The organism is Roseibium sp. HPY-6, from assembly GCF_040530035.1.
Classification (GTDB): domain Bacteria; phylum Pseudomonadota; class Alphaproteobacteria; order Rhizobiales; family Stappiaceae; genus Roseibium.
On record NZ_JBEWCD010000001.1, the window covers coordinates 2,186,028 to 2,199,967 of the forward strand.

Annotated in this window: 12 protein-coding genes; 5 read left to right on the forward strand and 7 right to left on the reverse strand. The window is 55.6% G+C overall.

Going from position 1 to position 13,940, the window contains the following annotated elements:
• Positions 1 to 69: 69 nt before the first annotated feature.
• Together glpK and glpD are read right to left on the reverse strand one after the other, a co-directional pair.
• Positions 70 to 1,563, reverse strand: a complete 1,494-nt coding sequence (gene glpK / locus ABVF61_RS10115) for a glycerol kinase GlpK (protein ID WP_353993389.1) — start codon at positions 1,561 to 1,563, stop codon at positions 70 to 72.
• A 74-nt stretch (positions 1,564 to 1,637) separates the two neighbouring features.
• Entirely contained in the window at positions 1,638 to 3,158 is a 1,521-nt protein-coding gene (gene glpD, locus ABVF61_RS10120) for a glycerol-3-phosphate dehydrogenase (RefSeq protein WP_353993390.1), read from the reverse strand.
• Positions 3,159 to 3,497: 339 nt separating this feature from the next.
• Between glpD and ABVF61_RS10125 the strand changes: the two genes are divergently transcribed.
• Positions 3,498 to 3,896 (forward strand): hypothetical protein, encoded by a 399-nt coding sequence (locus ABVF61_RS10125; RefSeq protein WP_353993391.1) that lies wholly within the window; start codon positions 3,498 to 3,500, stop codon positions 3,894 to 3,896.
• Positions 3,896 to 4,090 carry a helix-turn-helix transcriptional regulator gene (locus ABVF61_RS10130; protein ID WP_353993392.1) on the forward strand — a complete coding sequence of 65 codons (195 nt, stop codon included), beginning with the start codon at positions 3,896 to 3,898 and terminating at the stop codon, positions 4,088 to 4,090. The genes ABVF61_RS10125 and ABVF61_RS10130 overlap by 1 nt, the downstream gene beginning before the upstream one ends.
• Positions 4,091 to 4,499: 409 nt before the next feature.
• On the opposite strand, the gene ABVF61_RS10135 is transcribed toward ABVF61_RS10130, so the two are convergent.
• Positions 4,500 to 5,561, reverse strand: coding sequence for an N-acetylmuramoyl-L-alanine amidase (locus ABVF61_RS10135; RefSeq protein WP_353993393.1), 1,062 nt, complete (start codon positions 5,559 to 5,561; stop codon positions 4,500 to 4,502).
• A 315-nt stretch (positions 5,562 to 5,876) separates the two neighbouring features.
• Between ABVF61_RS10135 and ABVF61_RS10140 the strand changes: the two genes are divergently transcribed.
• Entirely contained in the window at positions 5,877 to 6,545 is a 669-nt protein-coding gene (locus ABVF61_RS10140) for a hypothetical protein (RefSeq protein WP_353993394.1), read from the forward strand.
• 203 nt (positions 6,546 to 6,748) lie between these two features.
• Here ABVF61_RS10140 and ABVF61_RS10145 read toward each other — a convergent pair whose 3' ends face one another.
• On the reverse strand, positions 6,749 to 9,031 hold the full coding sequence (locus ABVF61_RS10145) for a mechanosensitive ion channel domain-containing protein (RefSeq protein ID WP_353993395.1): 2,283 nt from the start codon (positions 9,029 to 9,031) through the stop codon (positions 6,749 to 6,751).
• 289 nt (positions 9,032 to 9,320) lie between these two features.
• Between ABVF61_RS10145 and ABVF61_RS10150 the strand changes: the two genes are divergently transcribed.
• On the forward strand, positions 9,321 to 10,397 hold the full coding sequence (locus ABVF61_RS10150) for a DUF2336 domain-containing protein (RefSeq protein ID WP_353993396.1): 1,077 nt from the start codon (positions 9,321 to 9,323) through the stop codon (positions 10,395 to 10,397).
• 51 nt (positions 10,398 to 10,448) lie between these two features.
• Here the strand turns inward: ABVF61_RS10150 and ABVF61_RS10155 are convergent, their stop codons facing one another.
• The 3 genes from ABVF61_RS10155 to fliI all read right to left on the reverse strand — a co-directional run bounded on the left by ABVF61_RS10155 (position 10,449) and on the right by fliI (position 12,850).
• Positions 10,449 to 10,883 carry a paraquat-inducible protein A gene (locus ABVF61_RS10155; protein ID WP_353993397.1) on the reverse strand — a complete coding sequence of 145 codons (435 nt, stop codon included), beginning with the start codon at positions 10,881 to 10,883 and terminating at the stop codon, positions 10,449 to 10,451.
• A 205-nt stretch (positions 10,884 to 11,088) separates the two neighbouring features.
• Positions 11,089 to 11,496, reverse strand: a complete 408-nt coding sequence (gene fliJ / locus ABVF61_RS10160; RefSeq protein ID WP_299483266.1) for a flagellar export protein FliJ — start codon at positions 11,494 to 11,496, stop codon at positions 11,089 to 11,091.
• Between the two features lie 28 nt (positions 11,497 to 11,524).
• Positions 11,525 to 12,850 (reverse strand): flagellar protein export ATPase FliI, encoded by a 1,326-nt coding sequence (gene fliI, locus ABVF61_RS10165; RefSeq protein WP_353993398.1) that lies wholly within the window; start codon positions 12,848 to 12,850, stop codon positions 11,525 to 11,527.
• 371 nt (positions 12,851 to 13,221) lie between these two features.
• On the opposite strand from fliI, the gene ctrA reads away from it, so the two are divergent.
• Entirely contained in the window at positions 13,222 to 13,914 is a 693-nt protein-coding gene (gene ctrA, locus ABVF61_RS10170; RefSeq protein WP_299483262.1) for a response regulator transcription factor CtrA, read from the forward strand.
• Positions 13,915 to 13,940: the final 26 nt, after the last annotated feature.

The following is a 13,940-nucleotide window of genomic DNA, read 5'->3' on the forward strand; positions in this document are numbered from 1 at the left end:
AGCACCAAAACAGTACTTAAGGAGGCACAAAAAGAAAGGCTCTCGAAAATGCGAGAGCCTTGGTAATGTTCAATCCTGACGGGTGCGTGTTCGTTTGACCGCATCCTGCCAACCTGCAAGGAGGCGCGTTCTGTCGGTAGCGGCCAGTCGGGGTTCGAAACGTTTCTCCAGCTTCCATTCCGCAGAAAAAGCATCCTCGCCCGGCCAGATGCCCGCTTTCGATCCTGCCAGCCAGGCGGACCCCAGCGCGGTCGTTTCCGCAACAGTCGGCCGGTCGACCGGCGCGCCCAGAATGTCGGCAAGAAACTGCATCGTCCAATCGGACGCGGTCATGCCACCGTCGACCCGGAGGACCGGCTTTTCAGCTCCGGGCCAATCGGCGCGCATCGCCTCGACGAGATCGCTGGTCTGATATCCGACGCTTTGCAGCACTGCACGGGCAATTTCCCTCGGCCCGGTGTTCCGGGTCAGTCCGAACATCGCCCCGCGCGCATCCGCATCCCAATAGGGCGCGCCCAGTCCGACGAAAGCCGGCACCAGATAAACATCGTGGTTCGGATCCGCCTGCTCGGCGAGAGCCTGCGTCTCTCCGGCACTTTCGATCATTCCGAGACCGTCGCGCAGCCATTGCACAGCCGCCCCGGCGACAAAAATCGAGCCCTCGAGCGCATAGGTCGTCTTGCCGTTCAACCGATAGGCGATTGTGGTGAGCATCCGGTTATGCGATCGAACCGCTGTATCCCCCGTATTCATCAACGCAAAACACCCGGTGCCATAGGTGGATTTCACCATTCCCGGCTTGAAGCAGGCCTGTCCTACCGTCGCCGCCTGCTGGTCGCCGGCAACCCCGAGAATCGGTATCGACCTGCCGAAGAGTTCCGCGTCGGTCACACCAAACTCGTCGGCACTGTCCTTGACCTCCGGCAGCATGCTCATCGGGATATTCAGCACCTTGCAGAGATCTTCGTCCCAGCGGTTTTCATGAATATTGTAGATCAGTGTGCGCGCCGCGTTGGTCGCATCCGTCACATGAACGGTTCCGCCTGTCAGCTGCCAGATCAGCCAGGTGTCAACAGTCCCGAAAACGAGTTCACCCCGTTCGGCTCGCTCCCGGACGCCATCGACATTGTCGAGAAGCCAGGCGATCTTCGTTCCGGAAAAATAGGGATCGAGCAACAGTCCGGTCTTTGCGGTAAAGGTTTCTTCCAGCCCCTGACCGCGCAGTGATGCGCAGAATTCGGAAGTGCGCCGATCCTGCCAGACAATGGCATTGTAAACGGGTTCCCCAGTCGAGCGGTCCCAGATCAACGTTGTCTCACGCTGGTTGGTAATCCCGATGGCCTCGACGCCGCTGCCGCCGTCGGGAGCCTTTTCCATCGCCTCCCGGCAGACACGAAGCGTGCTTGTCCAGATGTCCGACGGTGAGTGCTCAACCCACCCTGATTTCGGAAAATGTTGCGGGAACTCCTGCTGGCCCACGCTGATTGGACTGAAGCCACTGTCGAAAACGATTGCGCGACTTGACGTCGTGCCCTGGTCAATCGCCAAAACGCATCCGGCCATGGCGCACCTCCCGAAATTCTTGTTTGTTCATGGAAGCTGCCGGCGGTGATGCCGGCAGTTCGAATTCGCCCAGACTATGCAGCAGCGCCGGTCTGGTCTGCAAGATGGCCGGACATGTAGCTGTCGAGTTCCGCCGCCTCTTGCTTGTCAAGCCGCAGGCCAAGTTTCGTTCGCCGCCACAAAACATCGTCTGCAGTGCGCGCCCATTCCCGGCTCATCAGCCACTTCACTTCATTTTCGTAGAGGTTGAAGCCGAACGACTTCCCCAGATCGCCAAGGGTCTTGGCATCGCCGAGGATCTTCCTGGCATCCGTCCCGTAAAGACGGACGAGACGCGTTGCAAACGCCTTGTCAAGGAACGGATAGTCCCGTTCCAGCCCGGCGACTTCCTCATCAAAGGCATCGACCTTGAAATCACCGCCAGGCAGCGGCGCAGTTCCCGTCCAAAGCCCCGTCTTGAACGGCAGATGGTCTTCAAGCTTGGCAAGCACCTGTTCCGCGAGCTTGCGGTACGTCGTAATCTTTCCGCCGAAGACCGAAAGAACCGCGGCCCGGTCACCGCCTCCATCCAGCTCCAGGACATAGTCGCGGGTGGCTGCCTTTGCGTCCTTGGCACCGTCATCATAAAGCGGGCGGACACCTGAATACGTATGAACAACGTCTTCCGGCGTGATGTCCTTTTCCAGATATTCGCTCGCCGCCGCGCACAGATATGTCACCTCATCCGGTGAAATCCGGACATCTTCCAGGTTATCCTGATAATCGACATCCGTCGTCCCGATCAGGGTAAAGTCCTGTTCATAGGGGATGGCAAACACAATCCGGCCGTCACCGTTCTGGAAAATAAAGCAGCGGTCATGGTCGAACTGGCGCGGCACGATTATATGGCTGCCCTTGACCAGCCGGATGCCTGAGGTTTCGTTTTCACCAACCACGCCGTGGAGGAATTCCGCGACCCAGGGGCCGGCGGCATTCACCAGCACACTTGCCGTGACGGTTCGATCTTCACCGGTGGCAAGATCCCGCAGGACCACCGACCAGATCTTGCCGTCCCGGCGCGCGCTGATGCATTTGGTCCGCGTCAGGACTTCCGCCCCGCGGTCAGCCGCGTCCCTTGCGTTGAGCACGACAAGACGCGCATCGTCCACCCAGCAATCCGAGTATTCAAATCCCTTTTGGAAGAGCTTTTTCAGCCCTTGCGAAAAAGGCGCCTCGTCCAGCCGAACGGTTTTCGTGGAAGGCAGCAACTTCCGGCCGCCAAGATGGTCATACATGAACAGGCCAAGGCGCAGAAACCAGGCCGGGCGCAGGTCCTTGTGGTGCGGCAGTATGAAACGCAGCGGCCAGGCGATATGCGGGGCGATGCCCCACAGAACTTCACGTTCCTTCAGCGCTTTTCTGACGAGGTCGAACTCGTAGTACTCCAGATAGCGCAACCCGCCATGGATCAGTTTGGTCGATGCCGAGGACGTCGCGCTCGCCAGGTCACCCATTTCAGCAAGCAGGACGCTCGCCCCGCGACCGACAGCGTCGCGGGCAATCCCCGTCCCGTTTATCCCGCCACCGATTACCAGAAGGTCATAGTCAGCCGTCATTGGCCCATCTCCACCTAATGCGCATCTGCGCTTTGAAGGTCAAAATGAAAATAAAGCGAAACTCAGCGAAATTCAATCAATGATTCACGAGCACCGGTTTTCTTTGATTTAGCGTGACTAGAAGCACAGGGAAGACACGTTTCGCGCGAAGGTGTTTTTTCGATCTTGTTTTCGGTTGCGAGGCACAGATGCGGTATCTGAAACCAGCCAAAGACTGAGAGAAGGCGCACCGATATCAGCAAAAAGGCCGACTTGCTGTTTGCGCAAAATGTAAAATGTCCTTTACATTTTGCTCGATTGCGATATGTAAAGGATACTTTCCAATTTGGAGGTCGGAACATGACAGTCGAACAAGCAACTTTCCGGTTTTTCAAAACTTTTGTCCCTGCGATGGTCACCTATGTTGCAGCCACCGCCGGAATAGTGTGGCTCTCGGACGGTGGCGCTCTTCCACCCTTTGCCCTGTATGGTCTGACACTTGTTCCGATTGGTGCAATTTTCCTCGCCTTTTGGGCACAATGGCGCTTTGCCATGGAACTTGACGAGTTTCTTCGGCTTATTCAGATCAAGGGGACTTTGATCGGCGTCGCCTGCATCATGATCATCGCGTCCGGATGGGGTCAGCTCGAAAGACTTGCGGATGCACCGAGGCTGCCGGTGTTCTGGCTTTTACCGATTTTCTGGGCGATCCAGGGCCTTGCAACAACCTTCATCTCAAAACGAGAAGGCGTCTTTTGATGAAGAACCGCCTTAGGGCGCTTCGTGCGGAAAAAAGCTGGTCCCAGGCCGCTCTCGGGGACCGCCTCAATGTCTCCCGGCAAACAATTAACGCCATCGAAGCCGGTCGATATGATCCCTCCCTGCCCCTGGCCTTCAAGATCGCGCGTTTGTTCGACCAAAAGATCGAAGACATTTTTGAAGATGAGAAGTGATCGGACACGCTTTCGTTTACGAATGGCGAAACTGCCGGACGAGAGCTGTACCGCTTCGATCGTCGTTCTTAAGTCTGCGGGATTGAAAATTGAAATCAACCTGGGCCACCTCTCAAATATCAAAAGGTATGTCCTTGGGTCGAATGGCCTGCACGGATAGAGTTTTTAATAGCCTTCCATTCTGACGAGGGAGTTACCCGGGATGACCAACCGCATCGTGGAATACGGCTCGCTGGCTTTTAGTTTTCACCTGGACAAATGCCAAAGGCTCCCGGACAGAAACAAACAGGCCGGTCAAGCAACCGCCCGTGTCAGATGCAACTTGGAATGTCTGGCTGCTCATATCGGATTTGACATTTCGCCCCCGGTAAAATTCTCCACCGGGGGCTTGAAGCTTCAATAAGAAAGCTCACGCGACAAGATCGAGTGCCGAGCGGTTCTGACCCGCGTAGCTGGCCAAAGCGGACAGATAGGCTTCGGCAAGTGCGGGTTTGCCAATTTGTGCCATCAAATTGCGGTCGTCTTTGTTCGAGCCGAAGAAAGGTTCGACCAGAATGGCTGGTGCTCGACCTGCATAGAGCGAGCGCCAACCGCGTTCGCCACCAGGCTGGCGGACTTTGACACCACGATCGGCGTTGCCAGTTCGACCAAACAAACCCACCAATTCGTCCTGTGCAAACTCTGCAAGGCTTTGTGATGCGGTGGATCGACTCGCGAGCACTTCGCTGCCGCGTACGCTGGAGTTACCAACACTGTTAAAGTGAAGCTCGATCGTCACTTCGGCACCCCAAGCATCTGTTTCGGCGTAAACAGTGTCAATTTCCTTGGAGTACGAGCCTGCATATCGGCGATAGAAAATCGCCGTTTCGATTTCGTACTCAGATGCGTATTCAGCCATCAGCTCGGCAACAGCCGTATTGAAGGGGTATTCACTCTCGTCAATCGGCGAAGTCGCATAAGCGCCCTGACCGTGGCTGTTGTGACCAACGACTATGCCAACACGCAAGCGCGCGCTTCTCCGGGGAGTAATTGGCACCACGGTATCGGTGGTGGTATCGGCCGCCTCCGCGAGCAGGTTGTTTGCTTCCTCGATCAGAGAGAGCACCTTTGCTCGGTAAGCGGGGTCGACGGCATACCCTCCCTCGACCAAAGTATCGAGATAAGTCTCGACCGAGTTGTCCGCCGGTTTTTTATACGGACCTGTCTCGATGAATGTCGCATACCCATCAACCGTGTCTTCCAGCGTAGCGAACAGGGCATAAGTGTCCTCACCGTCACTGGCAACATACTGCACCGGTGTTGCATGCGCGGCGATACGGGGGCGGTACTTCATCCCAAACGGATTCCTGTGATCGATGTAGAGGCGTGACGTACCGCGGCCCGATTCCAGCAATGCTTGGGCCATAGCAATGGTTTTAGCCGCGTCCGTGAGGCGAGTGGAGGCGACAATAGCTTTTGCTAAACTTTTCATCTGACCAATCCCTTCCACGTTGTTGGTCGAAACCTCTCAATGCTTCGTGCATCGATCGGCAATTCATGAAAAACACATCGGCAGAACAATCCGTCTTCAGATGTGATGAGCCTCGGTTGGTTGCGTCAGCTCATGGCTCGAGATGTATGGATGAAGGATCAATCCGGGGAGGAGACGACCTGTGGGCGCTTCCGTCGAGAGGGGGCCCGATGGACCCCCAGTTTTCCCTGTTCAGGTTCTATTCACCTTCTTTGTCCCCATATCTGTCGAGTTGTCTACACGGTGTAGTGTCGAAAACAATGGTGAGGAAAACGCATGTTCGACGATGAGGGTCGTCCCGAGATTTCTGACACCCGCTGGGCGGGTGGAGATTATCTCCCTGGATTTGTGAAGGGGTCTGGTGACTACTTCACGCGGTCGGATGTCATTGCGAAAATTGAAGAAGAGGCTGAAGCTACCTTGCTTTGGATGCAAGAAGGTACGCAAAGCTACTCTGGCTCAGGCGACCTGCGGTATGAGCCGTGGTGGCCGGATCTGCCCGTTACAAACTCCATTGTCTTCAAATGCGGACGCGAGCGCATGCTCTTGGACCGCGCATATGAGCATGGAATCCTGAACTTCCTAAGGCGTTTGGAAGCTTGTGGCGTCATTCAGAAACTCAATGATCGGATCATAGATCTGGTTGTCGAATCCATGACCCCGGTCGTTCTGAACCAACTGGCCATGAGGCGCCATGCGGAAGGTGTTCCCGACGGGGTGTCCCTGAAGGAACTCAGCAAGCTCTTTGGAAATGGCAAGAACACAAAACCGGCGAAGGTGCGGGATCGCTTCTTGGGCGACCTTACGGCAGTAGGCCTATTCAAAGCCCGCGAGGCAGAAGGATGGGACATTGCAATCGGGCCTGTTGGCGACGTTTTTTTCTCCAAAATTTATGCCCCGATCACAAACGAAATCGATATCAAGTACGCGGAGCCAAAAAAATGAACAACCTGTTCGCTGTCGCTATTTTTGCAATTTGCCTCGTAGGCGTCTCAACACCATCTTTTGCCGGTCCAGGACAGGGAACAGTTTATGTTTTGACGAGTAGTCCTCAGTGATCGGACCTTGATGTATGTCCCGTCTTACTGGCGGACACTTCTGACGGATACGACGAAACTGTTTTCTTTGGTCCGCTACCGCCCAGCTCCTCAGTGCTCTTCACTTTCCGGCGGAGCGTCGTCCTCAGGTTCCGCAGGTTTCGCCTTCTTCTTGCCGGCCTGCTTAGGATCTTTTGCTTCGTCGGCGAAAGGCGGCGTCGCGGCATGGTAGGTGACTTGCGGGAACGGTATTTCAATCCCGCGCTCATCGAACACCTGTTTGATGTACTCATTGTAGGTGCGCCCGACGCTCCATTGATCGCCAGGTGTGGTCTTGATGCGCGCCCGGATATCGATTGAGCTGGCCCCGAAGGCGGTCACGCCGTGCATTTCCAGATCACCGAATATTTTCGATTTGAAATCCGTTTCCTGCAGGCGCCGGAAGGCTTCTTCCATGGCCTCCTTCGCATAGGCGATATCGGTATCGTAGGAAACACCGATAAGCGCGACATGATAGGAAAAGCCGCGCATGAAATTCGAGACCATGTCGACGGAGGAAAACGGAATGATATGGGTCGTTCCATCCAGGTCCCGCATGCGCACGGAGCGGATCGTGATGCCTTCCACGGTGCCGGTAACACCGGCAACCGTTACGACATCCCCTTCGTTGATGGCGTTTTCGATCTGAATGAAGGCTCCGGTGATAATGTCTTTCACCAGTGTCTGGGCACCGAAGGAAATCGCCAGACCGACGACACCGGCACCGGCGATCAGGGGCCCGATATTGACCCCGATCTCAGAGAGCGCCAGGAGCGCCGCCATGACAATGATAACCACCGTGAAGGCATTGCGGAACAGCTGGAAGAGGGTCCTCTCACGTGCACTTACAATGTACCCCGCGCGGGACTGAAGGCGCAGATCGACCCAGGACATGACGGCCAGCCAAACGACAAAGGCGACCAGCAGGACCAGGATGGCAGCGCCATAGCTGCTCACGAGCGAGAAACCGGCCTCGCTGAAAATCCAGTCGACAACGCTCAAGAGCCCCCAGATATCCATGAGCAGGAGAATTGTTCCGATGAAAACGACAAAGCGGATAATCTTCAAAAGGCGGGGAACGAAGGCGTTGAGACGGTATTGCAGTGCTGGCAGTTTCTGATGAATGTCATCAGGCAACCGGATACCGCCCTTGATGGCGCGGGTCATCACCAGTGAAATGAGCATGCCGGCCATGATCGTGATGATCGAAAACCCGGTCGCCCGCAAAATGATTGTCGTGGCGTCGAAAGGGCGCGTCACCCAAACCAGAAAAACAGCGAGAATGTAGCCGTAAGCGCCGATGTGCCAGAGATTGCCGAGATTGGAGAGCGCTCTTTGCGCCAGAACGCTGTGCATCGTCTCGGCATAGGCTTTCGCGCCCTCGCGGACCTTGACGCGGTTCTGCTTGATGAGAACCATCAGATAGAGCATGCCCAAAAGCACGATGAGGAACCGAAGCGCATTTCCCAGAACGAAGGAAACCGCGAGGTTTGCCGCTGGAACCGCTAGAAAAACCCCGAAATTGTTCCAGTACATATAAATGCGCAGCCGCGCATACCAGTAGTCCGAAGCTTCATCGGAAAAGGGCAAAAGTCTGAGTTCGGGACGCTTCGGTGCGAACACAAACCGCAACGCGACATTGGCCATTCCCGTGATGAAAAAGGCATTGAGCGCAAGGCTTTCCTGAATGGTTACGCCCGTATCGAGGCCGCCGAAACCCGTCAGCGCAACGAAGTAGCCGACCCCCAGCCCAATTGCGACTGTAAGCGCGTCGATAAGCGTCGTCACAATCAGGATCGTGGCCCGCATCAGGCCACCGCCATAGCGGGCGCGCACCGCCATCTTGGGATAAAGCCGCCGGGCAACAAACTGGGCGGCCCAAAACGCCGCATAAGCAGTTGCCAGGACGATAATCACCTGCAAGAGGACTTCGTTCACCCGGTCCCATTTGATCGGAATGTCGCCACGCAAAACAAGCAGCAGCCCCCTGAGCGAATGCCGGGACCGGTCGAGGACGACTCCGATCTCATCAGCTATGGCGCGCGTGTATTCGCCGACGCGAATAACGAAACCCTGCCCTGCGGACACGGACTCCTCGGTGTCGGCTGTCGCTTCCGGCGATGCCTCGGCGCCGTTTTCGGGAGCGACCTGGTCTTCACCAGCGTTTTTCTTCAAAAGTTCAATGAGTTCTTTGCGGCTGTCAGGGTCGTTCAAAACCTTTATGAGCGCTTCGCTTGCCTGCTTCAGGTCAGCACTTTCGTCGTTGGCAGCGGCGTCTGTCTGCCCGGCTGCCGGAACTGCAAACAAAAGAGCAAAGCCAATCAGGGCTGCGCGACAAAAATGCAGAGGTTTCATGCCAAATCCGCTTCGGTTGAGGGGAGACCCGAACCTTTCATTTCACGACAATAGAAAATAACGGCGCGGTATGAAAAGCCACCTACGAAAATAGTCAACGGATTTAGTCACTTGGCAAGTAATGTGAACACCAGATCATGCCTATATTAAGGCTGCTTAAATAATCTTCAAACAATATAAACCCGGATCTCAACAGCACAAACTAACGTTAGGTGAATTAACCACCGCCCACTTTTCGGTAACGTAAAAATAACAATATTGCCTCATTATTTCCCGCTACGGAGGAAAAATGGCAAGTTCGCTCATCAGTCTTGCAAAAGATGAGACCCTGGAGGGCCGGCAAAAGCTTTTTGCCGCGGTCAGCAAACTTGTCGTGACGGACCTGAACGAGCGTTCCTCGAAGGAGCTTGATTTGTTCGCAGAGGTCATGCTGCTGCTCTATGGCAACAGCGACCTGGATGACCGGCTCCATCTTGCCCAGAAACTCGCACCCAGCGCGCAAAGCCCGACCGATCTTGTGTTGCGGATCGCAAAGGACGACGTCAAGGTTGCCATGCCGGTGCTGGCCGAGTGCAAGTTGTTCACACTGGACAATTTGCTGGACCTCGTGGCGCAAGCCGGTGAAGACCATATGCTCGTTTTGGCAAACCGGAAGGATCTGCCGGCAGAAGTAACAGACGCACTTGCACAAAAGGGCGGCGCAGAAGTGCACCGCGCGCTTGCCGGCAACCAGACTGCAAAACTTTCGCGCGAGACCATGCATAAACTTGGAAAGCTCGCGCTCGAGGACAGTGCGCTCTGCGACGATCTCGTGCTTCGCTCCGATCTGTCTCCCGCAGTATGTCAGGAACTGCTTCCGCTTGTGAACGACGACATCAAGAAGCGTTTGCGCAATATTATCGAAGGCTCGTTTTCGCAGGAACAACGCGATCAGATCGCCCGGCTGAAGGCGCTGCGCAAAACCTTTGGCGAAGCCCTCAGCACACAGGATATCGGCTCTCTCTGGCGCGAGGCCGAACGCTCGACCGTGACGCTGGATGAACTTATGATCCTGCTGTTGCAGGACGGCCGTTTCAACCATGCCATCGAATTGCTTAGCGCACGCGGCAGGATCGCACTGTCCGCTTTGAAGGATGCTGTGTTCAACGGGAAGCGGGATGTGGTTCTCAGAACTGCGGCCAAGGCCGGCCTGGACATGCCGGCATTCGCGCTCTTGGCCAAGGCCCGGTGCGCGCACCTGAAACTCCCCGCAGCGCAAGGCGCGGAATGGACTTCCGCCTACGTCAAGCATGTCGCGGAAGCGGCAAAAGCCCGGCAGTCCCGGTGTGACGATTTTCAAGCGCGGCGCCGCGATAAATCCGCTTAGACAAATCTACTTCACTGAAAACTCTGAAACGGCCTTCACAAGAAGGCGGGATCAAGTGCGCTTGCACAAACTCGCGGCAACCGCAGTCGTAATTGTTGCCGCGGCATAAAACCAGAGACCCGGCAGGATAGCGGCGGCCGCGAGGCCGCTGGTCTTGGCAGCAAACAGAACGAGGGCCACCAGCATTACGTCAAGCATTGACCACTTGCTCACCGTCGACAAAAGTGCGAGCGATCGCGAGCTTCCGCCCGTCATTGCAGCAATATTGATGAGAAGTATTTTCACTGCAGGAAAGCCGATCGAAAACAGGCCGACGATCGACGCAAGTGCAATGTCGCCCTGCCGCCAAAGCTCCGTGATCATTTCGACGAGGTTCGGCCGTTCTTCCAGGAAATAGAGTTTCTCAAAACGCATGAGCGGTTGCGTAAGACCGAGTGCGAAGGAAAAAGCGGATAACGGCAAAAGCAATGCCAGAAATGTTCGCATTAAAAAATTGCTCCCCGCAGGTCAGGACAATTGAGTTTCAGACATCTGTCAAAAAGTGGGCCGCAGTGCAATAGCTCGACAACTCAAGACCGTTTTCGGCGGGCACCAAACAATAAAACCTGCCCGTCTTGCCAGACGACCAGGCATCATTCTCGCCTCATTGCGGGTTCGCCCTGGCGAAACCCGCGCCGTGCAATTTTCGCTTCTAACGCAGGCGCGCCCGTGCAGCAACTTCGTCAAGCTGCTCCTGTTCGGCAATTTCCTGAGCCGTTCTCTCGCGCTGGTGATCGCGTTCTTCAAGTTGTTCGAACTTCTTCAGCTCTTCAATGGCTGCACTGAGCTCATCCTGGGCGCGTTGCAACTGGTCATCCAGCTCATGCGCGGAATTGCGAAGATTGTCGCGCCGGTCAGCAGCAGCTTTGGCAAACGTCGGATAGGCAAAATGGGTGACGTCTGTAATGCCGACCCGCTCCTGTTCGGAACGAATCTGGTCATCCAGTTCATCGGCCATGCGATTGAACTCAGCAATCATGCTTTCAATCTGCGCGAGTTGCCTGCGCTTTTCATCGACCTGGAACCGCTTCAAACGGATCAAACTGTCGCGGGTTTTCATAACTCAATACTCCCCTAACATAGGCAGTCTACTCCGGAGTCATTTCCAAAAGGTTGGCGAGTTGAAAATATCCGTCAGAAAGTGATGTTGATTCGCCTTTTCCCTGATTCAGGAAGTCATCGATGGGGCCAAACCGGTGAATCGCTTCATCGACAGTGGGGTCTGAGCCCTTTCGGTATGCACCCAGCCGGATGAGTTCTTCCATGTCCGTATAGGTCGACAATAATTGCCGAGCCTTTCTCAGAACGGGAAGCTGTTCAGGAGGGACGCAGCGCGGCATGGTTCGGGAAACGGACTTCAACACGTTGATGGCCGGGTACCTTCCACGCTCGGCAATCGCCCTTTCCATGACAACGTGGCCATCCAAAATACCGCGCACGGCATCTGCGACCGGCTCATTGTGATTGTCGCCCTCCACTAGCACCGTGAAGAGACCGGTAATTGAGCCCGAGCCGACCTTGCCCGGACCGGCTCTTTCCAGAAGACGCGGCAACTCAGTAAAGACGGTCGGTGTATACCCTTTGGACGTCGGCGGCTCACCAATGGAAAGTCCGATTTCGCGTTGCGCCATCGCAAACCGGGTGATGGAATCCATCATGCAAAGAACATTTTTGCCTTCGTCCCGAAAATGTTCGGCAACAGTCACCGACAGGTAGGCCGCTTGCCGACGCATCAGCACGCTTTCATCCGATGTCGCAACCACGACGACTGACCGTGCAAGACCCTCCTCGCCAAGGTCGTCCTCGATGAATTCCTGGACCTCCCGGCCGCGTTCACCGATCAGTCCGATGACGGCGACATCGCAGCTGGTGTTTCTTGCGAGCATGGACATCAGGACCGACTTGCCGACACCTGAGCCTGCGAAAATGCCCATGCGCTGCCCTTCGCAGCAGGTAACGAAGGTATTCAGGGCCCTGACCCCGAGGTCGAGCGGACCGCCGACACGCTTGCGCTCAGACGCCGGTGGCGGTGTGCTGCGAAGTTTGCGGGGTGTTCCCCCGTTTTGAATGGGCCCCTTCCCGTCGATGGGTTCACCGTGTGCATTTACCACCCGGCCCAACCACGCGTCGCCGGGATGCACAACACTTTCGCGGGAACTGATGACCGCCTTGCATCCCATGCGGACCCCTTCAAGGCCCGAAAACGGCATGCACAACGCGTGACCTTCTCGAAAGCCGACCACTTCTGCCGGGACTTTCGGGTTATCCTCACCGTTTTCGATCAAAAGCCGCGACCCGACGCTCATCTCGTGAATCGGCCCAGCAATCTCGACGAGGAGCCCCTGAACCGCAGTGACACGCCCGTAGATTTCGGTTTGCATGAGCGAATCAATCTCGGCGAAAAGCGCCTTCAAGGAAAATTCCTTTCTCAGTTAACGGATTTGGTAACCGATCGTTTACGACTCTGGTTAATCTTAACCTTTGGAAGGCTGACAAGCGAGGGCCATTTCGAAGTCAGAACGGTTTTGTTGAAAGGAATCTGAACGGAGTCGGTTAGATCGATTTCTTAATGTTCAACATTAAGCTTTGTGAATTCGTGTTTTTTTTGGGGATTCAACAAGTTGCTCGTTGTTCACAGATTCATTTCTTCGGAGCTTGCCGCTGCGAATCATATTTTGTTAACCATTAACCGATAGCTTTGAGTCGGGGTTAACACAGTCCTTCGTAGCAGGCGCCGACACAGCCGTTGCGACTTGCCCAGGAAAGGCAGAACAAGGGGATTGGCATGCGTGTATTGTTGATTGAGGATGATAGCGCCACAGCGCAGAGCATCGAGTTGATGCTGAAGTCCGAGAACTTCAACGTCTACACGACAGATCTTGGCGAGGAAGGCATCGACCTCGGCAAACTGTACGATTACGACATCATAATGTTGGATTTGAACCTGCCGGACATGTCCGGTTACGAGGTTCTCAGGACGCTTCGCGTCTCCAAGGTCAAGACACCGATCCTGATCTTGTCCGGCAACGCGGGCATTGAGGACAAGGTTCGCGGTCTCGGCTTCGGCGCAGACGACTACATGACCAAGCCGTTCCACAAGGACGAGCTGGTTGCGCGGATCCACGCGATCGTCCGCCGCTCCAAGGGACATGCACAGTCGGTGATTGTCACCGGCGATCTGAAGGTGAACCTGGATACCAAGACGGTAGAGGTCGGCGGTCAGCGCGTGCACCTGACCGGTAAGGAATACCAGATGCTCGAGCTGCTTTCACTGCGCAAGGGCACCACGCTCACCAAGGAAATGTTCCTGAACCACCTCTATGGCGGAATGGACGAGCCGGAGCTGAAGATCATCGACGTCTTCATCTGTAAGCTGCGCAAGAAACTCGCTTCTGCGACGTCGGGTAAGAACTACATCGAAACGGTCTGGGGCCGCGGATATGTTCTTCGCGAGCCGGATGTTGAAGCAGCTGCCTGACCGGCGATATTGGATTATTTGAAAAG

Coding starts and splice junctions, on each gene's coding strand:
- glpK (WP_353993389.1), bottom strand. CDS start 1,563: ATGGCCGGATGCGTTTTGGCGATTGACCAGGGCACGACGTCAAGTCGC.
- glpD (WP_353993390.1), bottom strand. CDS start 3,158: ATGACGGCTGACTATGACCTTCTGGTAATCGGTGGCGGGATAAACGGG.
- ABVF61_RS10125 (WP_353993391.1), top strand. CDS start 3,498: ATGACAGTCGAACAAGCAACTTTCCGGTTTTTCAAAACTTTTGTCCCT.
- ABVF61_RS10130 (WP_353993392.1), top strand. CDS start 3,896: ATGAAGAACCGCCTTAGGGCGCTTCGTGCGGAAAAAAGCTGGTCCCAG.
- ABVF61_RS10135 (WP_353993393.1), bottom strand. CDS start 5,561: ATGAAAAGTTTAGCAAAAGCTATTGTCGCCTCCACTCGCCTCACGGAC.
- ABVF61_RS10140 (WP_353993394.1), top strand. CDS start 5,877: ATGTTCGACGATGAGGGTCGTCCCGAGATTTCTGACACCCGCTGGGCG.
- ABVF61_RS10145 (WP_353993395.1), bottom strand. CDS start 9,031: ATGAAACCTCTGCATTTTTGTCGCGCAGCCCTGATTGGCTTTGCTCTT.
- ABVF61_RS10150 (WP_353993396.1), top strand. CDS start 9,321: ATGGCAAGTTCGCTCATCAGTCTTGCAAAAGATGAGACCCTGGAGGGC.
- ABVF61_RS10155 (WP_353993397.1), bottom strand. CDS start 10,883: ATGCGAACATTTCTGGCATTGCTTTTGCCGTTATCCGCTTTTTCCTTC.
- fliJ (WP_299483266.1), bottom strand. CDS start 11,496: ATGAAAACCCGCGACAGTTTGATCCGTTTGAAGCGGTTCCAGGTCGAT.
- ctrA (WP_299483262.1), top strand. CDS start 13,222: ATGCGTGTATTGTTGATTGAGGATGATAGCGCCACAGCGCAGAGCATC.